Here is a 21977-nt window from a genome sequence, read left to right on the forward strand (position 1 = left end):
CGGTCATAAACAGACCAGCAGCAGACGCTGCCACCAACATGCTTGCCGAACCGGACACACGCGCCTCGCAACCCGCGACGGCCAAGTCCGAAAGAAATTGCGATGCGCCGGTCTGGTGGCCTGAGCGGCGTGCCCAGAACCCGATCCCATCTCGAACTCGGCCGTTAAACACGCCAGCGCCTATGGTACTGTGTCTCAAGACACGGGAGAGTCGGTCGCCGCCAGACCCGCCCATCGCAATCATCATTCCCTCAGCACGAACACCGATCCGGCCCCCGGACACGGCGCACGCTCACACTGAGCCCGCGCCGGATCTCATCGGTCGCTCCGCACCCGTGCAGGTTCTCTGAGCCACGTCACCTTCTGTGATGGGCGTTCGATCGGCCGCAAGGCCATCCCGCTCAGCCGAGAGATCGCGCGCAACCGCGAAGGCGGTTCCCCGCGTCGCGCGAGGGCTGACTGATCCCGGACATCTGCCTGCTTCGTGCCTCTCCCGACCTGTCGGGCCGAACGCCTCGGCCACTCGTCGTTCGCCCGGCACCGACGACCGCGCTGTGCCGAAGGCGCGGCCTTGAGGGCTGTACAGCAAACCTCTATTATGATGCTGCTGTACAATGCCTCCGGTCAGTGTGGAATCGAGCATCGCATGCCGTGCCATCCGGACACGCGCTCACGGTCGGTCCCCGGTGATAGGGCTGGATCGCCGTCCTTCAGGCCTGATGGCGGACCAGAGTGTCCGCCTGCCGCGTCCGGCCCCGACAAGATCCATCTGCGTCTTCCGCATTCAGGGGATCTCAATGCGGCGGCCGATCGGGATCCGGCGTTCGACGCGGACCGTTTCCGGGCAGCCCTCGTGGAGTTGCTGCCCGACCTGAAGCGATTCGCAAGGTCGATGGCGGAGACGGCCGATCAGGCTGAGGACTTGGTTCAAGAGACGCTGCTCAGGGCTTGGCTGTGTCAGGATCGCTTTCGTCCTCGTGGCCATCTTCGAGCCTGGACATTCACCATCATGCGGAGCAGCCTCTCGCCGTCCAAGCGTGAGACAGCGGATCCGACGGATGTCGGCAACGCTGCACCCGACAGGCGACGCATCGATCCTGGCCGGTGAAACCGCGGAGCGTTCTCGCAGGACGAATGGCGACGGCCACGTCCTCTGACGAGGCGGTGCTGGATGTGGCGACGCCGATCATCGACGCGCGCGCTCTGCTGCGTGCGTCGAGATATGAGCCGCTCTTCGTCAGATCGAGTGCTTCGCGCTCCCCGGTCGAGTTCAGGGCGGTCGAGCGCCACCGTCGAGAACTCACGAGAATGCCTGCCGTTCGCGGATCCTCGGTTTCCCGTCAGGAGTGGAGGTCGAAGTGATGGGCGTTGGCGCCGTGATCTGAAACCCCGATCAGGCCGACGTCTCCGTGGACGCCACTGTCCGCCGGTGCGTGGCTCGGTCCGGCCGGTGAGCCGGGTTTGCTGTCGGACGCGAATTCGATGGTGCCGTTCGGGCCGATGCTGGCGGCCGGTCTCGGACCGTGACTGCCCCCGCTCGTCGGGGGACTCGGCTCGCTTGACGGTTCTTGATCGCGGCTCACGCCTCCCGATCCCTGGCGCGAGAGCGATTGGTCTGACGCCACCGGGGTGCCGACGTTCGCGGCCGCAACGGCAGTGCCGTGACCTGTGTGGTGCGGGCCCGCGTCGAGGTTCGCGGGATTGGGATCCGCCCCGACCGCTCGATCCTGCGTGCCGCTCGGCGAGATGCCTGCGTTCGCACCGGTTGCCGGGTTGGAGCCGTCCGAGTTCCGCAGATGCGGTTCGGTCTCTCGGGCGTGATCCGCAGCCTCGCCGCTGCGGCCGGGCCCGTCGGCGGTCTGAGTATGGCCTGGATCGTCCGCTCTCACCCCCGCCAGCGCGCTGGCCGAAGGAGCGATTGGGTCCGCGTTGGAAGCCGCGCTGTGAACGGCGGGACCCTGTGCGTGCGGTCCATCGTCTCGGAGGTGCCCGGGCGGCTCGCCGCTTCGATCGTCCTGCCCGTGGCCTGGATCGGCAGCGCGCGCCTGCGTGCCGGCTGACGGCGGACCTGGGTCCGCGTCGGTGGCCGAGCCGTGACCGCGGCTATCCTGTGCGGGTGGTACCGTATCGTGAAGATGTCCCGGCGCCTCGGCGCTCCGGCCAAGTGAAGCACCGGCCCGCGCGTGACCGGGATCAGCAACATCCGCCTGCGTCTGCGCGCTCGCGGATGGTTGGACCGGATCCGTGTCGGCGGCCGAGCCGTGATGGCCGGCATCCCGGGCGTGCGGCGCCGTGTCTTGGACATGTTCCGGCGCCACCCCGCTCCGAACCGGTCCCTCGCCAGCCTGCCTGTGATCCGGTTCGGCGGCTCTGGCCTCGATCTGCAGGTTGGCTGCCGGTGCTGAGGGGGTGGGATCGGTGGCCGCCGTGCCGTGGCTGCCGGCATCCTGTGCGTGCCCTGCCGGGCCCTGGATAGATCCCGGTGCCTCGGCGCTCCGGCCGGGGCTTTCGCCGGCCGGAGCGTGCGCAGCCACCGCGCCGCTCGCCTGCACGGTGGCTGAGGGCGGCGCTGATTGCGTGCCGGTGTCCGTGCCCTGACCGTCATTGTCCTGGGCGTGCGGCGCCGAGCCCCGGAGGTGGCCCGGCGCGGCGGCACTCCGGCCGGGACCTTCGCCGGCCCGCGTCGAGCCTGGATCGGCAGTGCTTGTCTGAGCCTGCGCCAGACCCGGCGGTTCATCCGGACCCGCGCCGCCGGCCGCGTCCAGTGGAACGGCCGCCGCGTCCTTGTGATGGCCTGGCGCATCGGCGCTCCGGCCAGGCCCGTCGCCATCTTGACCGCGGCCCTGATCGGTGACCTCCCCCCGGACCTGCGCGAGGCCCGCTGTTGGACGCGGGCTCGGATCGGATGCTGCACTGGGGTCGCCGGCCGCGCCGTGCAACTCCCGTTCGGATGCACCTGCGCCGATGCCTGAAGCATCCGCATGCGCGACCGCGTCGTGCCGTCCCCTTGCCTCCGGCGACACGCCCATTCGCAGACCGTTGTCCGGGCTACCGGAGCGCTCCTCGACCGGGAGCTGCGCGTGTCTCAACTCGGGCTGTGCGGCGGCATTGAGCCCATTGACCGGGGCTGGCGGAGCTTCGGATGCCGCGTGACCGGTCGTCGGGGTCACGCTCTGGGCCAGCGATGGCGCCTCACCGGTCGCGCTCGACGACGGGGCTCCCTGTTCCCGTGCCGCGGCGTCCCCCGATGGCGCGGCGCCACCGTCCGATCTGGAATCCGGAGAGGACGATGAACCCGCTGCGAGGGCTGCGCTGGCCTCGGCGCCGCGCGCGAGCGGCTGAAATCCGGATTCCGCGCCTGCCCGGGTCGGCCCATGGCCGAGGGCCGGGTCTCTGAGGCCGATGAGCCCGAAATCGGCGGCGTCAGATCGGGCAGAAGCGACCGCAGCCGACTCGGCCGTTACGAGACCGGCCGCGCCGCTCGCGGGACCTTCGTGGCGGCCGGTGCCGAGCGGACCTTCCGACTGGACGGGGCTCGCCGCTCCACCCGTCGTCGGCGACAGGCTGCCCTGGTCACCCGGGACGGCGCTGCTAGCGCCCCGCGCGCCGAGGTATGATGTGGCCTCGATACCCTGTGCGGGGTGGTCGACGAGGGCATCCGCGGCGAAGACCATGGCCGAGAACACGATCAGCCCGACCTGCTTCCGGTGGCTGTCGCGCTCATCGGCATCGCCCGTGTCGCGCGCTTCGGACGGCCCGTGCTGTTGCGCGTGGCCCGCGTGAGGGGGCTGCGCCGCGCTCTCGGTCGATCGCTCCCCGTCATCCGCGCGGGCGTCGTCGGGCGACAGGCTCAGGGCCGCAGCCGCGACGAGAGCCGCGAGCAGCGCCGCCGGGTGAACCGAGAGCTTCGTCCCGCGGGCATCCTGCGGGATCGGGAGAAGCTCGGGATAGCGTCGGGCGATCTCGTTGATGAGGGCGCGGAAGTCGCTGCCTCGCATCGGGCTGTCCAAGACATCGGACGCGATGACGTAGCTGCCGTCGATCCTGGCGAAATGCATGACGGCGTCGCCATCCGGCCGGCAGAAGACGAACCAGGGATCCGCCTCGTCGCTCAGGCCCTGCTCGCTGCCGATCTGCAGGCCGGCTCGGATCAGCGCGGCCTCGACGCGGTAGAATTCCGCGAGTTCCTGCTGCGACCAGCCGCCCTGGCACGTCGTTGCGGGTCGGAAGAACGAGATGACCGCGCCCATCGGGACCTCACGTCCGCACAGTGACTGAGAAGCGGACTCTATCGTTCATGGAAACTGCGTCCCAGAGCATCGAAGAACGGCGCCACCAGATAGTCGAGCGCCGTGCGCTCGCCGGCCGAGACGACGACCTCGGCGGGCAGGCCCGCCAGGAGGCGTGGTCGTACGTCGTCCGGGAGTTGATGGTCGTCGATCTCCACGGTGCCGGCGAAATAGGCCTGCTTGGTGCCGTCGTCGATCAGGCGGTCGCGGGAGACCATCGTCAACGTCCCGAAGATCGCCGACATGCGGCGCGTCTGAAAAGCCGGAAACTTCACCTCGGCCCGCATGCCGGCATGAACCGCCTCGAGATCGTTCGGCGCGAACTGCACGCTGATCACGAGCCTGTCGTTCGTCGGAACGATCTCCATCAGCGGCTCGCCCGAGCGGACCACCTGGCCGATCGTGTAGACCTTCAATCCCTGGATGACGCCCTGGTGCGACGCCCGGACCTCGTGCCGACGGAGAACATCCCGGGCCACGATGAGCTTCTCGCGCAGTTCAGCGATCTTCTGGCGCGTGTCGAGGAGCTGCGCGGTCAGCGATTCCTGCAGCTTCTGCTTGAGCTGCGCGGTCTGCATCCCCGCCTCGTTGATGTCGTTCTGCGCCTTGGCGGTCTCTGCCACGGACCGTCCGATCACGCCTCGGAGGCGCGCGTGCTCGCGCTCCATGATCAGAACGCGCGAGAGCGGGATGAGGTTCTTCTCCTGGAGGCCGCGCAGGCCCTCCAGCTCCTGCTGGATCAGCGCGACCTGCTGCTCGCCCGAGGCCTTCTCGACCGCCAGCCCGGAAATCTCCGTCTTCAGCTGCGTGACCCGCGCCTCGATGAGGCCGAGCTGCGCCTGGAAGGACGCGCGGCGCTCCGACAGCTGGCTGGCCTGGTCGTCGATCAGGCCGGCGACGGCCGGCTCGGCGCGCCGCTCCGCGATCTCCGGCGGCAGGAGCAGATCCTGCGCCTGGCCCTGCTCCGCGCGGAGGCGCGCTTCGAGGATCAGGGCCCCGTCGAGCTGGCCGCGGAGCAGATCGTTGCTGGCTCGCGATTGCACGGGATCGATGCGTAGCAGGACGTCGCCCGCGCGAACCGCCTGGCCGTCCCGGACCAGCACCTCCTGGACGATGCCGCCTTCGAGATGCTGCACCACTTTGCGGCTGCCTTCCGCGACCACCACCCCGGGACTGATGACCGCCCGGTCGAGGCGCGCGACGGCGGCCCAGGTGCCGACCACCCCGAACGTCGCGACGATGAGCGCGTAGCCGGCGACGGCGTACGCGCGCCAGTTCGTCAGGTCGGCGGAGCCCGACCGGTCCCGATCGGACCTTCTTCGCTCGGGGGACGGGCTCGGGATCGCGGCGCGCGTGACGGTCATCGCTTATCCCGCGCTCCGCTGTTCGTCGGAGCTGCGGCGGCTCTGGGATGCCGCGGGGCCGACGGGCGGCACCAGGGTCGGGACCGGCCGCTGGCCGGTGACGTGGGCGAGAACCTGCTCGGGCGTGCCGGAGAGCTGCACGCGGCCCTCGCTCATGAGCAGGATACGGTCGGCCTCCTCCAGCAGGCTCACCTTGTGGGTCACCAGCACCACCGTCGTCCCGGATCGCTTCAGGTCCGCAACGGCGCGCATCAGCGCCGCCTCGCCGGGCTGGTCGAGACTCGCATTGGGCTCGTCGAGCACGACCAGGCTCGGCTCGCCGTAGAGCGCGCGGGCCAGAGCGATGCGCTGCCGCTGACCGCCTGACAGCCCGTGTCCCCCCCGACCGATGACCGTATTGTAGCCCTCCGGAAGCGACTGGATCAGCGCGTGACAGCCAGCCCGTTGGGCAACCTCGATGACGCGCGCGTCGTCCCGGTCGGCGAAGCGCGCGATGTTCTGCGCGACGGTCCCGTCGAACAGTTCGACGTCCTGAGGCAGATAACCAACATGCTGCCCGAGCAGGGCCCTGTCCCAGTGGTTCAGGTCGGCCCCGTCGATGCGCACCGTGCCTTCCAGCAAGGGCCAGACCCCGGTGAGCGCGCGAACGAGCGTCGATTTGCCGGCGGCACTCGGGCCGATGATCCCCACGACGCTGCCGGGCTCGAGCCGGACGCTCACAGCCTTGAGGATGGGGCGCGTCGCGCCGGGGGCCGCCACCGAGATGTCTTCGGCCTCGATCAGGCCGCGCGGCCGCGGCAGGACGAGGCGGCGCGTCTCCGAGCCGGCGACGGCCACGAGATCGACCAATCGCCGGTAGCTCGCCCGCGCCGCCGTGAACCCCTTCCAGTTGCCGACGACCGCCTCGATCGGCGCGAGGGTGCGGCCGATGATGATGGACGCGGCGATCATCGACCCGGCCGAGATCTCGCGGTGAATCGCCAGATACGCGCCGATGCCCAGCACCAGGGTCTGCAGCAGCATGCGGACGAACTTCGTGGCCGCGACGATCAGGCCCGCGCGATCGCTGGCCCGCGCCTGGAGGAGCAGGACGTCGTCGTGGCGGCGCCCCCAGAGCCCGCGCATGGACGCGACCATGCCCATGGCCTGCAGCACCTCCCCATTCCGAAAGACCGTGGCTGCGCTCTGCCCCGCTTCGCGCGAGGCCTGACTGGCGGCGTCGAGCGTCCGACGGGTGGCGACCTCGTTGAGCAGCGTGAGGCCGAGGATCGTGCCGCCGCCCACCAGCGCCATCCAGCCGAACCAGGGATGGAGGATGAAGCAGGCGAGCAGGAAGATCGGTATCCAGGGCAGATCGCAGAACGCCAGCATGCCGGCGCCGGTCAGGAACTCCCGCAGGACGTCCACGTCGCGCAGCGCCGTATCGTGCTGCGCGCCGGGCCTGAGCAAGGTGCCGCGATGGGCGGCATCGAAGATCGGCGTGGCGATTTTCTGATCGAACACCACACCGCCGCGCACCAGGAGGCGGGCGCGCAGCATCTCCAGCATCGCGTAGACGGCCAGGCCGAACGCAGCGATCAGCGTGATCCCCGCCAGGGTCGTCTCACTCCGGCTGGGTATCACGCGGTCGTAGATCTGGAGCATGTAGAGCGGGCTGACGAACAGCAGCAGATTGATGAAGAGCCCGAACACCACGGCGGTCGCCAGGACCGGCCGGAGCGAGCGCAGGCCGATGGTCAATGCCGATTGCAGCGAAGGATCGCCCATTCTGCCCTCTTCCTGCGATCGATCGGCACGATCGGCGATTCCCAATGGCTCAGATTCCCGTGCTGCTCGCGTCAGTGACCCGCGGGCGCTCAGATCCGCGAGCGGCAATCGTACGTGCGATTCTCGACTTTCATGGGCCGCTATCCAGAGACATGCACCGGTAGTGGGGCATCCGGCGCCATTCTCCAAATCGTTCCTTACAGGATGATAGCGCTATTCAGGTAGTTGCCAAGCAACGGGATCCGTTCGGGGAGGACGCGGGGACGACGGGTGCCGCCGCGCATCTGGACAGCGCGGCTCCGTCCCAGCTATATGGTGTTTACTGTATAAGCGCCGCGCCGAGTGGCTTCGGTCGGCAGGAAGGTGAAACCCCGTGTATGCCCATCAGCAACGCCTGGACTCCGAGGAGGTGCTGGAGCTGCGTCGGGAGGGGGGACGGTATCTGAAGGAACTGCGGGAGGCGCGCGGCCTGTCGCAACGACAGCTCGCAGCTCTTGTCGGTGCGGATTACTACACCTTCATCTCGCAGCTGGAGACCGGGCGCGGTCGTATTCCTCCGGATCGGTACCGCGCGTGGGCCGAGGCGCTGGCGATCGAGCCGAGAGCGTTCGTCCGGAACGTGATGCGCTTCTACGACCCGATCACCCACGAGATCCTGTTCGGCGATCGGAGCGCGGAGCCTGAGGGCAACGAGGCGTAGGCCGTCGACGCTCTCAGGGCCCGGATCGTTCGGATGCGCGAAGCGCGCGGGACGGCTCCAGCCTGGAGACGACCGCCCGCGCAGCTCAGGAGGTGGAGTGGTCCGCACCGTCCACCGTCTGTGATCCGAGGGGTGATGGGTCGTCAGACGTCACGTCGGCGGCCGATACGGGCGCGCCGATCGCCGCCATCAGCATTCGCAATCCCTCGATCCACGTATCGGCCTCGGCCCGCGAGATGCACCCGCTGCGGCGAAAGATTTTGCCGGACTCGAGCTTGACAACAACGTCGAAGTGGCCGTCCGGCCTGTCCGTGATCCAGTATTCGACATTCTGAGGCATCGACGCTGCCCAATAGATCCTCACTTGGCCGGCAACAGCCGCCCCGCCCACGCAGCTCTCAGTCTGACGGCGAACGCGCGCCTCTCGCCGACGTGACTCGTTCACCTCGATCCGTTGTTCCTCGCTCGGCCTCAGACCACGTCGGGGTTCACCTGCGCGCGCGATGATCTTCGGCTCCTTCTCGGTTCAACATGTCCGCCCCCCAGGGACGGAAGCGTGCCCCAACGCGTAGGCCGCGGAGAACGATCCGCCGCTTGCGGGGTTAGATGTTCACTGTACAGTCAGGTGGCGGGTCCTATCTGGAGGGGTGGACGCTCGATGACGCGCGTGGTCGGGCCACTCCCGCCGGATGGCCCGCTGCAGATCGCCGGTTCGTCAGGCGGGATTCACGGCGGCCCGAGATCGGTTCGTGCGGCGAGCGCTTTGAGAGGACGTGAGTTGACGGACACGCTGGTTGCTCAAGACGGCGGAGTCGATCGGCCGAGCCGACAGGACCCTCCGGAACCCGCGATTCTGCCCACCGGTGTGCGGGATCATCTCGGCCTGCAGCTGCGCGCCGCCTACGAGGCCGTGACACGGGCACAGACACCGCCGCGTCTGCTGGACCTCGTCGCGCGGCTCAATGCAGCGCTGGAGGGGCCGCGCCAGGACGATGCCACCGCGTTTCGCGAGGGCCTGACCGAAACGCTGCCCGGCCTGCGCGCCTTCGCCCTCTCGCTCGTCGGCGATGCCTCGCGCGCCGACGATCTGGTCCAAGAGACTGTGCTCCGAGCCTGGGCGCGCCAGGACCTGTTCATCCCAGGTTCGAACCTGAAGGCGTGGCTCTGCACCATCCTGCGCAACCAGTTCTACACCGAGTGCCGCAAGCGAAAGCGCGAGATCGAGGACGTGAACGGTGCCGCCGCGGCGCAGCTCACGGCGCCCGCAGCCCAGGAGCACGGGTCCGATCTGCAGATCGTCTGGTCCCATATCGGCAAGCTGCCGGAACTGCAGCGTGAGGCCCTGCTCCTCGTGGGGGCCCAAGGCCTGACCTACGAGGCTGCCGCGGAGGTGATGGGCTGTCAGACCGGGACCGTGAAGAGCCGGGTGAGCCGCGCCCGGGCCTTGCTCGTCGCGCATCTCGCCTGAGACGAGCATCCTGACCGAGGGCGGATTTTCTACGCTCGACGGCCCCTGCATGGTTGAGACAGGTGCCCATCCGCGCTCCGCCCTGGGGCGAGTCCCGACGGGCGACGACCTGGGAACGGTCCCCCGCCGTTCTGGCCGGTGTCGAACCTCGACGGCTCGACCATCCTTGTCGGACGGATAGCCCGGGCAGAGAGACGAGGTCGGACGCGCGACACGCTCGAAGGCCGGGGAAAGGCCAGGCGCAGGCCGGCAAAGCCGTCTCGGCCCCTATCGCGACCGCGAAACCGCCGCGGGACGCCCTCCCCCATCGCGCTTCAAGTCGCACGAGCGTGTCGCGAGCAGCGACTGCACCACGCGGCCGCCATCGTCGATGGACACCGCCGCGGTTCAGCCCGCGCTTCGGCAAGGTTCGGGCCCGTCCCGGTCGCTGCCGCCGCAGCAGGCCGCTCGTCCCGGTCCGAGCCAGAGATCATCCCCGGGCACCTCGACGGACGCTCCGCCTCCACGCGCCGCCCGTGTCGCACGAAGGTCGGCCGTGGCGTCACCGACCATTGGGCAGCGCCGCGTCTGGCATCCTCGCCGCGGAGGCTCTCGGCGCGGTCTCCGGTGCCGCCGCGGAACAGGTCGCCCTTAACAAACTCACCCATCCCCGTACGAATCCGGGTCGCCGCTGGACTCACTTTGCAGAATCGGTCCACATGAACAGTCACGTTGGCAGAATCGGGCGGGGACCGATGACCGCAGAGGAACGGCTGGCTGAGCTGAAGGCGGCGGACACGCGCCGTCAGACACGTCGCAGGGAGGCTCTGAAGCAGAAGGGCATGACCCAGCAGAACGTGTGGCTGAAGCCGTCGGTCAAGGCCGTCATCGACCAGGCGATCCAGAACGGTCGGTTCAGGAGCCGTACCGAGGCGATCGAGTGGGCGCTCGCGTCTGCCTTCGAGGAGAAGTCGGCATGATGTAACGGGCAAAGCAGAAGGCCCCGAGGCGGGAACCTCGAGGCCTTTGGACCTGACATACCCTGGGATGGGGCGCGACAGGCGATTCGCACCCCCTTTATGCCCCCTCCCCCAGGCCGTCGTCAAGAACACCCTTCGGGGTGAACGGTCCCGCTTTGCCTCCTGAGAGGAGGCGGACGAGGTGGAGACAGTTCATTCCGGTGGCCGGCCGCTCACGCGCGCCGCGCTCGCCGGCCGGAGACGTGCGCTCGAAGACGGGCGGACGGTCTCGCGCAGGGAGCTCTCGGCCGCGGGCCGGGACGCGGCCAAGGCCCTGAACCTGCGCCCTGCCCTGCGTTCGATCCTCTCGGCGCTCTGCGCCGTGTGGGGTGAGCAGGATTGGGAACGCTTGGTGGTGTGGCCCTCGAACGAGCACCTGTGCGGGATGACCGGGCTGTCGGAGCGCGCGCTCCGCTACGGCCTGCGCGACCTGGTGGCCCTGGAGGTCATCACACCTCGGGACAGCGCGAACGGCAAGCGTTTCGCCATCCGCGGGCCGGGCGGCGCCGTCATCGACGCGTACGGTTTCGACCTGACTCCCATCGTCGCCCGGAAGGGAGAATGGGCGACCGCGATCATGGAAGCCACCGCGAGGGACGCTCAGCGAAGCCGCGCGTTCGATCTCCTGACCGTTCGTCGCCGCGCGGTGTCGGAGGCCCTTGCCGCCCTGCGCGCCCGCTTCCCGGCCACGGATGCCGCCGATCTGCTCGCGGCGCAGGAGGCCCTGGAGCGCAGCACGCCGAGGAGACGCGCTTCCGGCGTGGCCCCTGACGTCGTCCTCGACGCCTGGGGAGAACTGCAAGTCATGGCGGAGGATCGTTTCTATCAAGCCGCCTCTGCCGGCAATTCCGGCCGTCACTTAGAACAAGACACCGGATCTCCTAGCGATCCTTGTGCAAAGGCTCCCGAGAAGGAGCCTGAGCCGACCCGTAGGCCCGAACCGTCACTCGTCGCGGCTGCTTGCCCTGTCGCTGCCGAATTCGGCGTCACCCTCAGAACGGAAGCGGATGTCATCGAGATCGGCCGGCTGATGCGGGGCGGGATCGGCGCGCATCCGTCGGCCTGGAGCGAGGCTTGCGAAGCCCTCGGTCCGTTCCGGGCCTCGGTGCTCGTGCTGATCGTCGCGCAGCTCCACGACGACGACGTGCGCCGGGGTGAGATCCGCATCAAGAACCCAGGCGGCTACTTCAGGCAGCTCGTCCGCCTGTGTTCCGAAGGTCGCTACGGGCTCGAAGCCGAGCTCATGGCGATGCGCAGGAGGAAGATGACGTGACCTCGGGCGAACGTCACCTGCCCCGGACCGCCAAGCCCTGCAGATGCGCCACGCCGCGGCAGCGAATCCGGGCACCCGGATCCTGACCGATGTAGGTAGCCTCCGGATCCCGGAACTCACGCTACGCTTGCGCGGCCGTTGAACATGGGAGGCTTGCGGTGAAGGTGTTTCAGATCCGGCACGAGGTGACGGGCGCCATCCTCTGGACGGGCTCGGCGCCTGACCCGCTCGCTGCCCTCGACGCCATGGCGCACGAGGCGGGGTATTACGATCATTCCGATATCCCCGACCATCTCCGGGCCGGTGGACTCGCCATCGAGGAGATTCGGGTCTAGCGCGCCGACCACCACGCGAAGAGTCCGATCCCTTCCCGGCTCCAGGCACGCTGCGGTCATCGAGGGGCCGGGCAGGCGCCCTCGCTTCTCCGAAGACCGCCACGGTGACGTGTCGGTGAGCGATGCCGGATTGGTCGGGCGCCTGCAGTGCCGTTCCGCCAGGAGGCCGAGCAGGTTCCGCGGCACCCGGCACTCTCGGTGCGAGGGGTTCGGCGCGTGATCGCCCCGAACCCGGTCCCCATCGGACAGGTTTGCGTGGGACGCAATCGGGGTCCGCTGCGTTACTGCGGCGACGAAGTGTGGAGATCCAGGATGGCAGACGCCGTCGCGTCGCAACGCGCTGTGCTGATTGTCGAGGACAATCCCGTGCAGCTCATGGATGCGGCTGCAGCCCTTCGCGACGCGGGATACGAGGTCGCGGAGGCCGCCACTGTCGAAGCCGCCCAGGCTCATCTGGCGGCCCGTCCCGAACTTGTGGCCATGGTCGCGGACGTGGACTTGGCAGGCGAGCCCTTGAGTGGCTTCACCCTGGCCAAAGCCGTCGCGGCGCGCTGGCCCGAACTGGCGATCCTGATCGTGTCGGGTGTGGCTTGGCCCGCCGAGGAGCAGATGCCGATGGGCGCTCGCTACCTGCGCAAACCGTTCACACCGGAGGGGCTGGCCGGCGCGCTGGGGGCTGTGCTGGCGGCGCGGGGCGTAGGGTCCGTGCCGCATTGACGGTGGCCAGCCCAGCGTGCGCCGGCGCGGGAGAGATGCGCCGTCGACGACGGGCCGCATCACGGCGAGGTTCAGGTCCCGCTGTCGCCGGCGCTGGCGTCGTCGCTACCGTCGAGCAGCCAGTCCGGTATCCCGGGAAGCACTTCCCCAGCGACCTCACCGGCGGTCTTCAGGGCCCGCTCCACTTTCGCTTCCGAGTACTCGCCGCGGACCTCGGCGAACAGCTCGCGCGCCAGACGGTCCAGCTCCTCGTCCGAGAGCGTCTGGTCCGGCTCGTCCCTCATGCGTGCAGGCCCCCCAAGCATCGGCCGTCCTGCGCCACCGATCCCGTCACGGGGCGGGAGCGCGTCCGGTGTCATCACCCGTGAGCCGATACGCAACGCGGCTCGCCAGCACGGTGCCTGGGCCCGGTTAGGGGATCGTCACCGGCGGGGGACCGAAGATGTCCCAGGCTGACGCTGACGCCGCCGATCCTTCCGTCGCGGTGATCGGCCACCCGCCTCAGTCCACGCCGCAGGCGAGCAGATCGCGCCTGCGCTGCTCGGACGTCTCTCGGGCCTCGTCCTGCCAGCTGGCCTCTGGCGGGTCTCGGTCGGCCTTCACCGGTCGCTCGCCAGGCAGGTACAGACTGCGGGGATCACCGGGCAACGCGCCCGTCGTCTCGGGGTCCCGGTCGCAATCCCGAGCCGGCTGATCGGCCAGGGCGAGCGCGGGACCCGCGCACACGACGACGGCCACGGCGAACGCGAGCAACTTTCTCATGGGGGTCCCGATGGGCCAGGCCCGGCGCATGTACCGCGTCGCCGGTAGGGCCGGAGGGCTTAACGGCGGTTCGCGATGGTCGCCACACCCGTGTCGGCACGGCAGACATGCGTGACCGTCGCCGCAGATCGATCGGCGCCCGGGGACGATTTCCACGTCGCCGGCACCCAGCCGCGGCGGCCGGGCGTGGTGTCCGGATTGCCGCGTGCCCGTCACTCCGCTCGCGGCCGCGCCGGTCAAGGCTCGAACCGACGAGCCCCCACTGCGCCCCCACTGCGCCCCCGCGCGGACGTGAATGGCCGAATCCGCCCTGTCGGAACGGTCAGGCCTGCCGCATCTCCGTGTCGCTGCCGGACGGCAGAAGCTCGGACCGGCGCGCGTGAGCGACGCCGCCCAGCAGGATGAGAAGCACGAGGGCGGGAAGCGGCATCAGAACGGGGTCGCCCGCGAGGAGATGGCTGCCGACCGCGCCGGCCATGAGCACGGCGAGCAGACAGGCGCCGAGGGCGACGCAACCGGGCGTCCAGAGGAGCACCGCGCCGAGGAGTTGCAGGGCGCCGACCACGTCCATGAACCACAGCGGGTAGCCGAAGCGGACGAAGCCCTCGACCTCGAACGGCACAGCGGCGAACTTCATGCCGGCGGCCACCAGGAACACCGCGGTCAACAGGCCTCGCAGCGCCACGCTGCCGACACTCCGCCTATCCCGAACCCGAGCCATCCCCACACACCTCCCAGCAGGCATCACGCTCGGCGGATCAGACGAAGTGCGTCGGCAGCGCCGCGGTCAGGGCGAGCTGGAGGACGGCGAGCGCCAAGCCAGTCAGCATCGACCAGGCCACGATGTGGTCGGTGACGGTCATGCCCTTGGTCATCATCTTGGTGGCCATCGGTGGTTGCCTCATCCGTGCAGCCGTGGATCGGCTGTCCCAGGACGGTCATATGGCCAAGCTGAATTGCGCCGTTATTGCTTCGATTATTGCGTTGGATTGCACCAAATCAGTTGAGACGCCGTTCTCGGAGAGCGATCCACAGCGCCACGCGCGATCGCCGGCACGCCTCCGGGATGCGCCGCGACGCCATGGCCGCGCGGCGACCGACCGCCGCCGGCCACATCGTCGGCTACATGCCGGGGTGAGGCCGTCCTCGCCCACGCTGGCCCGGAGCGCCGTCAGTTTGCCGCCGTCCCGCTCAGCGGTGACGAAGGCCTTCGCGTCGGGACGGATCGCCGACGGATCGGCTGGCTCATAGGCGACGATCGGTGTCTCAGGCGACACCGCCACGGTCTCCGACGCGCCGCCCCCGTGAGCCTCCGCGGCGGGGAGCCGACAACCCGGGAAGACGGGTGCGGCGCTCGGCGACGCCTGGAGTCCAGCCCACCCGTTCGCGGGCGCGACGACGGTGCTGTCGGGAGGACGCTGCCGATTCAGGCGTCCGCGTCGGCGCGTCCGTCCCACGCGTCGAGGCGCGACGGCGCCATCGGTGCCGCGGCGGCGATCCCGAGCCGGGTCGCGGCAGCCACAGCGGCGATGATGAGGCCGATGAAGAGCAATGGTTCGAGCATGGCCGTGCCCTCAGCTATGGGCCCGCGCGGCAAGATGGCGGCGCGCCGAACGGTGGCGGGCACGCGCATTGTGCTGCCGCCGCATCTGTTCCTGGAGGATCTCGTCTTCGTGCTGAGGGAAAACTGTGATCGCGGTCGATTGCGGGACACGCAGACCGTCCTCACGCTGCGGATAGATTGGTTTCATGACCGCTCCCCCGTATTACCTACGTAGAAGCTTAACCGTTCTTTAACCGATTGCAACCCGGTGGCGTGGTCGGGTCCCGACGGCGCCGGCGCGCGCCGGAGATCCAACCTCGTCGGGTGGTCCACCTCGATCGCCGCGGCGACGCGCCTTCCCTCACCAGCCCGGGCACTGGCCGCATTTCGGGCCCGACGGCTCCGGTCCCGGCAGACCCCCCGATCGCAGAGGCCGGGCGGCTGCTGATCCGGGCCGGGGAACTACCTCAGGCACGGTTGCCGCCTATGTCATCTGACCGGGAGCCGCCGTCGGACTGACTTTGATCGTGGAGGACGCAACGATGCCGCCCAAGCTGACCAAGACCATCATCGGAGCCGTTATCGCCGTCGCGCTCGCCGCTGCAGTCTCCTACGGAGTCATCAGCCAGCAGACGGCCGACAAGATCCAGACTCAGGCGAACCAGACCCTGCAGAACGATCAGGCTCCGGCCAGCACCGGTCAGCAGCCGCCGCCTCCGCCTCAGAACTCGATCCCGCAGGCACCCGCACAGCCGGGGGCGTCGCCGCAGAACCCCGCGCCGGCACCGCGTCAGTGAGCGAATCCGGGCGCGTCGATGGTGGGTCCGCGACGTCGAGCACGCCCCGGGATCGGCCCGGGTCACTGGCATCGGGGTCGACGGCACATCCTCCCCTGTCGGCGATGACGTGAAGCCGCGGCAACGAGAGCGCGGCCCTGTTCGAGCAGAATACTTCGGAGATACGGCGGTCATCGCGGAGGTGCCCTTGGCAAAACCGTTTGCCACGCTGCTGCTCGCAGCAGCCGTCTCTGTTCTGTCAGATCTGCCGGCGCGATCTCAGGTCGCGCCCGTCAACAACTGGGCTGAGTTCCGCGAGGCGATGGCGGCGTGCTGGACGGTGCCGCCCGGCACGGAGGGATCCCTGATTGCCTAGCGGTTCGGCCTCGACAAGACGGGTGCCATCCGGGGCAAGCCGCTCATCACCGCGCGGCGACTGGTCGGCGACCAGGACGCGCACCGTCGCTACGAGGAGGCGGCATCCGCTGTGCTGGCACGCTGCTTCCCGCTCAAGGTGACACGGGCGTTCGGCGCGATCCTCGGCGAGAGCCCGATCTATCTGCGGTTGGTCAACACGAAGCCAACGGCCGCCTACCAGATCAACAGCAACGTGACGATCTTCGCGCCTCGCTAGGCTGCCCCTCGCGGATGCTTGCCTTGCCCGCCCGGGGGCCTCCCGAGACCGGCTGACAGGCGGTCCGGGAACGCAATGCCTTCGCGGGCAGCGCGCTCGACGGCCCGTTCCATCTGTGTTTGCTGACACGGCCGGCCAGGAGAACGAGCCGCGCGAGAGGGGGGACCATGCGGACCGGTTGGATTCTTGCCGGCGCGCTCGGCTGCGCGCTCGGCGTCACGCCGACCCAGGCGCGGATCACCCAGATCGAGGTCGTCACCGTCGAGCCGTTCGCCGACGGCGCTGAATTCGGACCTGCCGGCGCGTACGAGCGGGTCATCGGTGCCGCCCGCGGCGAGCTCGATCCGGCAGATCCGGCCAATGCCGGCATCGTCGACATCGCGCTGGCGCCGCGCAATGCGCGCGGCATGGTCGAATACAGGACCGACCTGTTCATCCTGCGCCCGAAGGACCCTGCCCGCGGCAGCGGTACGCTGCTGTTCGAGGTGCTGAACCGCGGCCGCAAGTTCCTCTTCAACTGGGTGCTGGACGCGCCGGCCCAAGGGGCCCAGGCTGTCAACGATCCGCGCAACGCCGTCGACGCCGGAACCGGCCTCGTCCTGCGTCGCGGCGACACGATCGTCTGGTCGGGCTGGGAGGCGGACGCGCTGCGCCAGCAGGGCGGCATGGCCATCGACGTGCCGGTCGCCTCCAGGAACGGCAAGCCGATCGTGGAGATCGTGCGCGACGAACTCGTGAGCGCGACGCGCGGGCCGCCAGAGGCGCCCTTCTATCTCACCTTCAAGGCGGCCAGCCAGGACAAGGCCGGCACGCAGCTGACCGTGCGCCGCCGGGAGGCCGACCCGCCGCGGCCGGTTCCGGAGGAGGCGTGGCACTACGCGACGCCGCGGCAACTCGAGCTCCTGCCCAAGGGAACGAAGCCGCTGCCGGGCTCGATCTACCAGTTCACCTACCGCGCCACCGAGCCGAAGGTGCTCGGCATCGGCTTCGCCGCGACGCGCGACGTGGTCGCCTACCTGCGCGGCGATGCCGCCGGTGGCGCCAACCCGGCGGGCGGAGCGATCCGGCACGCTGTCGCGCTCGGCATCTCCCAGAGCGGGCGGTACCTGCGCGACTTCATCGCCCAGGGCTTCAATCGCGACGAGGCCGGGCGCCGGGTCTTCGACGGCGTGCTGTCGCACATCGCGGGGATCGGCGGCGTCTTCCTGAACGCGCGCTTCGGCCAACCGTCCCGCACCAACACGCAGCACGAGGACCATCTCTATCCGGAGAATGCCTTCCCGTTCTCCGCGGCGGTTCAGCACGACCCGGTGACGGGACGGAACGGCGCACTGCTGCGCGACGACGGCTTCGACCCGCTGCTGATCGAGGTGAACACCGGCACCGAGTACTGGCAGAAGGGTGCCTCGCTGCTGGCGACGGATCCCCTGGGCCGCACCGACCTGGCCTTGCCCGACACGACACGCGTCTACTTGGTCTCGAGCGGCTTCCACTACGGGCGCGCCGGACTGACCTCGAGCAGAGGCCCCTGCGCCAACATGCGCAGCACCCTCAATCCGGCGCCTGCCCTCCGGGCGCTTCTCGTCGCACTCGAGGACTGGGTGACGCTCGGCACGCCCCCGCCCGACAGCCAGATCCCGCGCCTGTCGGACGGCACGCTGGTGGAGCCGGCCGAGGCCGGCTATCCCTTCATCGTCGGTGTGCCGGTCCCGACCGCCCCGAACACGATCGCCCGCTTCAGCACCTACGTCGATCCCAAGCCCGAGAGCGGGCCGCAGTACCGGCCGCTCGTGCCCCGCGTCGACGCGGATGGCAACGACGTGGCAGGCATTCGCCTGCCGGCCGTCGCCGCACCGCGCGCGACCTTCACGGGCTGGAATCTCTACGCCGATCCCTTCCCGGCGGGGGCCCTCTGCGACCGGGAGGGGAGCCAGCTTCCGTTCGCCCGGACCCGGGCGGAGCGGGAGGCCAACGGGGATCCGCGGCCCTCGCTGGAGGAGCGCTACCCGGATCCGGATGCCTACCTGGCTGCCGTGACCAAGTCCGTGGACGCGCTGGTTCGGGATCGCCTGCTCCTGCGCGAGGACGGCGACCGCCTTGTCCAGGCGGCGCGGCAGGAGTCCGCGCCATGACCGCTCCGGGTTCGGTCGTGCCGCCGGCGTAGACATGCGTCGGGCGGACCTTGTCCCTCAGGGAGACGTCTCGGACAGTCGACGGTCTTCCAGGGCGGCGTAGACCATGGTGCGGGTCAGCGTGCGGTAGTGCTGGCGCTGGTCGGCCGAGGAGGTCTGCATCATCAGGAGCGCGAAGAACCCCTCTACAGGGTCAACCCAGAAGTATGTGCCTCCGACGCCGCTCCAGAACCAGTCGCCGATATTGCCGGGGAACGGCGCCTCGCCCGCCGCGAGGCGGACCGCCACGCCCAGCCCGAAGCCGTAGCCCGGTCCCGGCGGATAGTAGGCGGCCTTCGCGATCGCCGCCCCGAGATGATCCGAGGTCATGAGCCGCACGCTGGCCGGCGCCAGGACGCGCGCGCCGTCGAGACTGCCGCCGGCGAGAAGCATGCGCAGGAAGCGGGCGCAGTCCGCCGTGCTCGATACGAGGCCGCCATTGCCCCTCTGGCCGCGCCGCGGCTGCGCGGGATCGTGAAAGACAGGGCGCTGCCCCGGTGCTTGCGGCAGCGGCTGCGCGACGCGTGATCCCATCGCGGCCGAGATCTGGAACAGCGTGTCGGCCATGCCGAGCGGCTCGAGCACGGTCGCGTCGAGGACCCGCTGCAGATCCGCGCCGCCCGAGATCTCCAGGACGCGGCCGAGCACGTCGGTGGCGTGCGAGTAGTGCCACACCGTGCCGGGCTCGTGCTCCAGCGGCAGGCGGGCGATCCGGTCGGCGAACGCCGCGTTGTCGAGATCCTCGGCGAGCAGGCCGTCGGCCGCGTAGGCGCGCCGCGCCGGCCCGTCGCCGAGATAGCCGTAGGCGATCCCGGCGGTGTGGCGCAGGAGATCCTGAACGGTCGGCCTGGCCCTCGCGGGCCTGAGGCCGCCGTCCGGATCAAGCACCGACAGGTGCTCGAAGGCGGGAATGAATGCCGCCACGGGCTGATCGAGGCGCAGTGCGCCGCGCTCGGCGAGCACCATGGTAGCGGCGGAGACGACAACCTTGGTCATGGAGTAGATGCGCCAGAGCGCGTCGGGCCCGAGGGGCGCGTGCGCGACGCGGTCGCGGTAGCCGACGGTGCGTCGCCAGATCGCCCCGTCCGCGCCGCCGACGAGCATGTCGGCCCCGGCGATCGCGCCGCTGTCGACATCGGCCGTCAGGCGGTCGCCGAGGCGGTCGAGGTGGCGGGAGGAGAAGGCTGGCGCAGTCCGCATGGCACCGATGTAGCGCGCGCCACCGCGCCCGCATCGCCGCGGCCGCGAAAGGCCGGACGGCGACGCGCATCGGCTCCGGTGTCCTCGGGGCGCCGCGCGCCGGGGCGACGGTCCGGCCCGGCGAAGGATGGCGCGCCACGTAAGGACCGGGCGCGGCTCTAAGCCTCTGTTTCGACGCGCTCTCTTGCGCCGGACCGGTATCCACTTCGGTGCAGAGCGCTCTAGGCCGGCCTGACATCGTAGAATTGCGGGAAGCCGTTGCGCACGCCCGTCAGGCCCCGATAGGCTGTCGCCTCGTAATAGGCGCCGAGCGGCAGGTACGGCACGTCGATGAAGAACTGTCGCTGGATCTCGGCGCAGATCGCCTTCTGCGCCGCAGAATCGGGCGCGGTGAACCACGCGGCGCGCAGCTCCTCGAGACGGGGCGCGCGGGGCCATCCGAACCAGGCCTGGTCGCCGTTGCCGCGGATGCCGAGCTGGCCGGCGGGATCGAAGTTGTTGGTGCCGTTCAGGTAGGTGACGAAGGTGCTCCAGCCGCCCTTGTCCGGGGGCTGGCGGCTCGCCCGGCGCTGCACCAGGGTCCCCCAGTCCATCGCGACGAGGTCCACGGCGAGCCCGCATTTCTGGAAGGCTTCGGCCGCGACGAGGGCCAGGGGATGGGTGGCCGGGTAATCGGTCGGGTCGAGCATGACGACGCGCTCGCCCCGGTAGCCGGCCTCCGCCAGGGCGCGCCTGACCGCGGCGTAGTCGCGGGGGCCGACCAGCCCGTCGGTGCCCGCGCGCGTCGCCATCGGCGCCTCGGGGCTGAAGACGCCGACATGGTCCTTCCACAGGGCGCGCTCGTCGCCCGCGACCGCGCTCATGAACTCGGTCTGGTCGATGGCGCCGAGCAGCGCCCGCAGGATCGCGGGATTGTCGAAGGGCGGATGCAGGTGGTTGAAGCGCAGGCAGCCGATGCCGCCGGCCGGATCGAGCACCTCCAGCCGGATCCCCGATCTGCTCCTGAGCAGCGCCTGCAGATCCGGCGTCGGGTTCTGCCACCAGTCGACCTCGCCGGCCGCCAGCGCGCTCGCGGCGGTGGAGGCGTCGGGCACGATCCGCCACTCGATCCGCTCGAAATGGGCCCGCTTCGGTCCGGCGGTGAAGCTCGCCGCGCCGTCCGGGCGGGGCACGTAGCCGTCGAAGCGCTCGTAGACGGTGAGCGCCCCCGGGACGCGCTCGTCCGCCTTGAAGCGGAACGGGCCCGAGCCGACCATCTCGGTGACCTGCGTGTTCGGGTCGGTCTTCGCCAGGCGCTCCGGCATGATGCAGGGCATCGAGGTGCCGGTCTTGCCCAGAGCCGCGGGCAGCAGCGGGAACGGCCGCTTGAGGCGGAACTGCACGACGCGGTCGGAGGTCGCCGCGAGTTCGTCGGTGGCGTCGATCAGCGCCCGGCCGAAGGCGTCGCGGGCGGCGAAGCGGCGCACGCTCGCCACCGCGTCGCGCGCCAGCACCGGCGCGCCGTCGTGGAAGCGCAGGCCCTCGCGCAGGGTCAGGCGCCAGAGGCGGCCATCCGCCTCGACGGCGTGGCCCTCGACCATCTGCGGCTGGAACTCGTAGCCCGCGGTCTGGCCGTAGAGGGTGTCGAAAACGAGGTAGCCGTGGTTGCGCGTCACGGTCGCCGTCGTCCAGATCGGGTCGATCACCGCGACGTCGCTTTCCGGGATGAAGCGCAGAACCTTGGCGGGCTGCGCGACGGCGGGCCGCGCGACCGCGGCGGCGGCCAGGGCGGCGAGGACCTCGCGGCGCCTCATCGGCGAGCGCTCGTGCTGGATGCCATCGGAGACCGTGCGCCCGTCACCCTCGTCGCGTCGCATGGTGCCCTCGGAGAGGCTGCGAGGCAAACGCGGGGCCGCGCCCCGCCGCGCGCGGCCGCGTCAGCGGGCAGTGCCCGGAGCACAGAGGCGGGGCAACTCGCGCCGCGAGCCCCCTGCACGACCC

At 70.0% G+C, this 21977-nt stretch carries 23 protein-coding genes and 1 rRNA gene; 12 read left to right on the forward strand and 12 right to left on the reverse strand.

What is annotated here, in order from left to right; all coding sequences use genetic code 11:
- The first annotated feature begins 111 nt into the window (after positions 1-111).
- Positions 112-227: ribosomal RNA gene (rrf, locus tag H288_RS0128040) — 5S ribosomal RNA — on the forward strand.
- A 419-nt stretch (positions 228-646) separates the two neighbouring features.
- Entirely contained in the window at positions 647-1108 is a 462-nt protein-coding gene (locus H288_RS36330; protein WP_280177406.1) for a sigma factor, read from the forward strand.
- Positions 1109-1340: 232 nt separating this feature from the next.
- Here H288_RS36330 and H288_RS34895 read toward each other — a convergent pair whose 3' ends face one another.
- The 3 genes from H288_RS34895 to H288_RS0128075 are packed head-to-tail and all read right to left on the reverse strand — an operon-like array spanning position 1341 to position 7420.
- Positions 1341-4250 carry a hypothetical protein gene (locus H288_RS34895; RefSeq protein ID WP_106735961.1) on the reverse strand — a complete coding sequence of 970 codons (2910 nt, stop codon included), beginning with the start codon at positions 4248-4250 and terminating at the stop codon, positions 1341-1343.
- Positions 4251-4288: 38 nt separating this feature from the next.
- Positions 4289-5653, reverse strand: coding sequence for an HlyD family type I secretion periplasmic adaptor subunit (locus H288_RS0128070; RefSeq protein ID WP_020095902.1), 1365 nt, complete (start codon positions 5651-5653; stop codon positions 4289-4291).
- 3 nt (positions 5654-5656) lie between these two features.
- Positions 5657-7420: a type I secretion system permease/ATPase gene (locus tag H288_RS0128075; protein WP_020095903.1), complete on the reverse strand. Its 1764-nt coding sequence runs from the start codon at positions 7418-7420 to the stop codon at positions 5657-5659.
- A 373-nt stretch (positions 7421-7793) separates the two neighbouring features.
- Between H288_RS0128075 and H288_RS0128080 the strand changes: the two genes are divergently transcribed.
- A complete protein-coding gene (locus tag H288_RS0128080; protein WP_020095904.1) occupies positions 7794-8120 on the forward strand; it encodes a helix-turn-helix transcriptional regulator in 327 nt (108 codons plus the stop codon).
- An 85-nt stretch (positions 8121-8205) separates the two neighbouring features.
- Here H288_RS0128080 and H288_RS0128085 read toward each other — a convergent pair whose 3' ends face one another.
- Positions 8206-8460, reverse strand: coding sequence for a hypothetical protein (locus H288_RS0128085; protein WP_020095905.1), 255 nt, complete (start codon positions 8458-8460; stop codon positions 8206-8208).
- A 438-nt stretch (positions 8461-8898) separates the two neighbouring features.
- On the opposite strand from H288_RS0128085, the gene H288_RS0128090 reads away from it, so the two are divergent.
- The 5 genes from H288_RS0128090 (at position 8899) to H288_RS0128110 (ending at position 12911) form a co-directional block, all read left to right on the forward strand.
- Positions 8899-9588: a sigma-70 family RNA polymerase sigma factor gene (locus H288_RS0128090; RefSeq protein WP_026605354.1), complete on the forward strand. Its 690-nt coding sequence runs from the start codon at positions 8899-8901 to the stop codon at positions 9586-9588.
- Between the two features lie 734 nt (positions 9589-10322).
- Positions 10323-10547 carry a hypothetical protein gene (locus H288_RS0128095; RefSeq protein ID WP_020095907.1) on the forward strand — a complete coding sequence of 75 codons (225 nt, stop codon included), beginning with the start codon at positions 10323-10325 and terminating at the stop codon, positions 10545-10547.
- Between the two features lie 181 nt (positions 10548-10728).
- On the forward strand, positions 10729-11859 hold the full coding sequence (repC, locus tag H288_RS0128100) for a plasmid replication protein RepC (protein ID WP_020095908.1): 1131 nt from the start codon (positions 10729-10731) through the stop codon (positions 11857-11859).
- Between the two features lie 158 nt (positions 11860-12017).
- Entirely contained in the window at positions 12018-12194 is a 177-nt protein-coding gene (locus tag H288_RS35775) for a hypothetical protein (protein WP_020095909.1), read from the forward strand.
- A gap of 312 nt (positions 12195-12506) precedes the next feature.
- On the forward strand, positions 12507-12911 hold the full coding sequence (locus H288_RS0128110) for a response regulator (RefSeq protein WP_020095910.1): 405 nt from the start codon (positions 12507-12509) through the stop codon (positions 12909-12911).
- A 71-nt stretch (positions 12912-12982) separates the two neighbouring features.
- Here H288_RS0128110 and H288_RS0128115 read toward each other — a convergent pair whose 3' ends face one another.
- The 6 genes from H288_RS0128115 to H288_RS35290 form a co-directional block, all read right to left on the reverse strand.
- Entirely contained in the window at positions 12983-13195 is a 213-nt protein-coding gene (locus tag H288_RS0128115; RefSeq protein ID WP_020095911.1) for a hypothetical protein, read from the reverse strand.
- A gap of 217 nt (positions 13196-13412) precedes the next feature.
- The gene (locus H288_RS0128120) at positions 13413-13673 is read right to left on the reverse strand and encodes a hypothetical protein (protein ID WP_026605355.1); all 261 of its coding nucleotides are present in this window, start codon (positions 13671-13673) and stop codon (positions 13413-13415) included.
- A 322-nt stretch (positions 13674-13995) separates the two neighbouring features.
- Entirely contained in the window at positions 13996-14340 is a 345-nt protein-coding gene (locus H288_RS0128125) for a DoxX family protein (RefSeq protein WP_307188521.1), read from the reverse strand.
- A gap of 91 nt (positions 14341-14431) precedes the next feature.
- Positions 14432-14563, reverse strand: coding sequence for a hypothetical protein (locus H288_RS36335; protein WP_020095914.1), 132 nt, complete (start codon positions 14561-14563; stop codon positions 14432-14434).
- Between the two features lie 536 nt (positions 14564-15099).
- A complete protein-coding gene (locus H288_RS0128135; protein ID WP_157861912.1) occupies positions 15100-15237 on the reverse strand; it encodes a hypothetical protein in 138 nt (45 codons plus the stop codon).
- A gap of 10 nt (positions 15238-15247) precedes the next feature.
- Positions 15248-15424 (reverse strand): hypothetical protein, encoded by a 177-nt coding sequence (locus tag H288_RS35290; protein ID WP_158684253.1) that lies wholly within the window; start codon positions 15422-15424, stop codon positions 15248-15250.
- 334 nt (positions 15425-15758) lie between these two features.
- Between H288_RS35290 and H288_RS0128140 the strand changes: the two genes are divergently transcribed.
- The 4 genes from H288_RS0128140 to H288_RS0128150 all read left to right on the forward strand — a co-directional run bounded on the left by H288_RS0128140 (position 15759) and on the right by H288_RS0128150 (position 18758).
- Complete coding sequence (locus tag H288_RS0128140; RefSeq protein WP_026605357.1) at positions 15759-16013, forward strand: hypothetical protein; 255 nt, start codon at positions 15759-15761, stop codon at positions 16011-16013.
- Positions 16014-16200: 187 nt separating this feature from the next.
- Positions 16201-16368, forward strand: a complete 168-nt coding sequence (locus H288_RS36100) for a hypothetical protein (RefSeq protein ID WP_245274579.1) — start codon at positions 16201-16203, stop codon at positions 16366-16368.
- 111 nt (positions 16369-16479) lie between these two features.
- Complete coding sequence (locus H288_RS36105) at positions 16480-16626, forward strand: hypothetical protein (protein WP_020095917.1); 147 nt, start codon at positions 16480-16482, stop codon at positions 16624-16626.
- Positions 16627-16793: 167 nt separating this feature from the next.
- The gene (locus H288_RS0128150) at positions 16794-18758 is read left to right on the forward strand and encodes an alpha/beta hydrolase domain-containing protein (protein WP_020095918.1); all 1965 of its coding nucleotides are present in this window, start codon (positions 16794-16796) and stop codon (positions 18756-18758) included.
- Between the two features lie 57 nt (positions 18759-18815).
- Here H288_RS0128150 and H288_RS0128155 read toward each other — a convergent pair whose 3' ends face one another.
- Complete coding sequence (locus H288_RS0128155) at positions 18816-19997, reverse strand: serine hydrolase domain-containing protein (RefSeq protein ID WP_020095919.1); 1182 nt, start codon at positions 19995-19997, stop codon at positions 18816-18818.
- Positions 19998-20218: 221 nt separating this feature from the next.
- Positions 20219-21790 (reverse strand): ABC transporter substrate-binding protein, encoded by a 1572-nt coding sequence (locus tag H288_RS0128160; protein WP_026605358.1) that lies wholly within the window; start codon positions 21788-21790, stop codon positions 20219-20221.
- Between the last annotated feature and the right edge of the window lie 187 nt (positions 21791-21977).

This window comes from Methylobacterium sp. 285MFTsu5.1 (genome assembly GCF_000383455.1).
Lineage (GTDB): Bacteria > Pseudomonadota > Alphaproteobacteria > Rhizobiales > Beijerinckiaceae > Methylobacterium.

Bases quoted from the DNA above. Each gene is read 5' to 3' on its own strand.
- H288_RS36330 (WP_280177406.1), top strand. From the start codon at position 647: ATGCCGTGCCATCCGGACACGCGCTCACGGTCGGTCCCCGGTGATAGG.
- H288_RS34895 (WP_106735961.1), bottom strand. From the start codon at position 4,250: ATGGGCGCGGTCATCTCGTTCTTCCGACCCGCAACGACGTGCCAGGGC.
- H288_RS0128070 (WP_020095902.1), bottom strand. From the start codon at position 5,653: ATGACCGTCACGCGCGCCGCGATCCCGAGCCCGTCCCCCGAGCGAAGA.
- H288_RS0128075 (WP_020095903.1), bottom strand. From the start codon at position 7,420: ATGGGCGATCCTTCGCTGCAATCGGCATTGACCATCGGCCTGCGCTCG.
- H288_RS0128085 (WP_020095905.1), bottom strand. From the start codon at position 8,460: ATGCCTCAGAATGTCGAATACTGGATCACGGACAGGCCGGACGGCCAC.
- H288_RS0128095 (WP_020095907.1), top strand. From the start codon at position 10,323: ATGACCGCAGAGGAACGGCTGGCTGAGCTGAAGGCGGCGGACACGCGC.
- H288_RS0128110 (WP_020095910.1), top strand. From the start codon at position 12,507: ATGGCAGACGCCGTCGCGTCGCAACGCGCTGTGCTGATTGTCGAGGAC.
- H288_RS0128115 (WP_020095911.1), bottom strand. From the start codon at position 13,195: ATGAGGGACGAGCCGGACCAGACGCTCTCGGACGAGGAGCTGGACCGT.
- H288_RS0128120 (WP_026605355.1), bottom strand. From the start codon at position 13,673: ATGAGAAAGTTGCTCGCGTTCGCCGTGGCCGTCGTCGTGTGCGCGGGT.
- H288_RS36335 (WP_020095914.1), bottom strand. From the start codon at position 14,563: ATGGCCACCAAGATGATGACCAAGGGCATGACCGTCACCGACCACATC.
- H288_RS0128135 (WP_157861912.1), bottom strand. From the start codon at position 15,237: ATGCTCGAACCATTGCTCTTCATCGGCCTCATCATCGCCGCTGTGGCT.
- H288_RS35290 (WP_158684253.1), bottom strand. From the start codon at position 15,424: ATGAAACCAATCTATCCGCAGCGTGAGGACGGTCTGCGTGTCCCGCAA.
- H288_RS0128140 (WP_026605357.1), top strand. From the start codon at position 15,759: ATGCCGCCCAAGCTGACCAAGACCATCATCGGAGCCGTTATCGCCGTC.
- H288_RS0128150 (WP_020095918.1), top strand. From the start codon at position 16,794: ATGCGGACCGGTTGGATTCTTGCCGGCGCGCTCGGCTGCGCGCTCGGC.
- H288_RS0128155 (WP_020095919.1), bottom strand. From the start codon at position 19,997: ATGCGGACTGCGCCAGCCTTCTCCTCCCGCCACCTCGACCGCCTCGGC.
- H288_RS0128160 (WP_026605358.1), bottom strand. From the start codon at position 21,790: ATGAGGCGCCGCGAGGTCCTCGCCGCCCTGGCCGCCGCCGCGGTCGCG.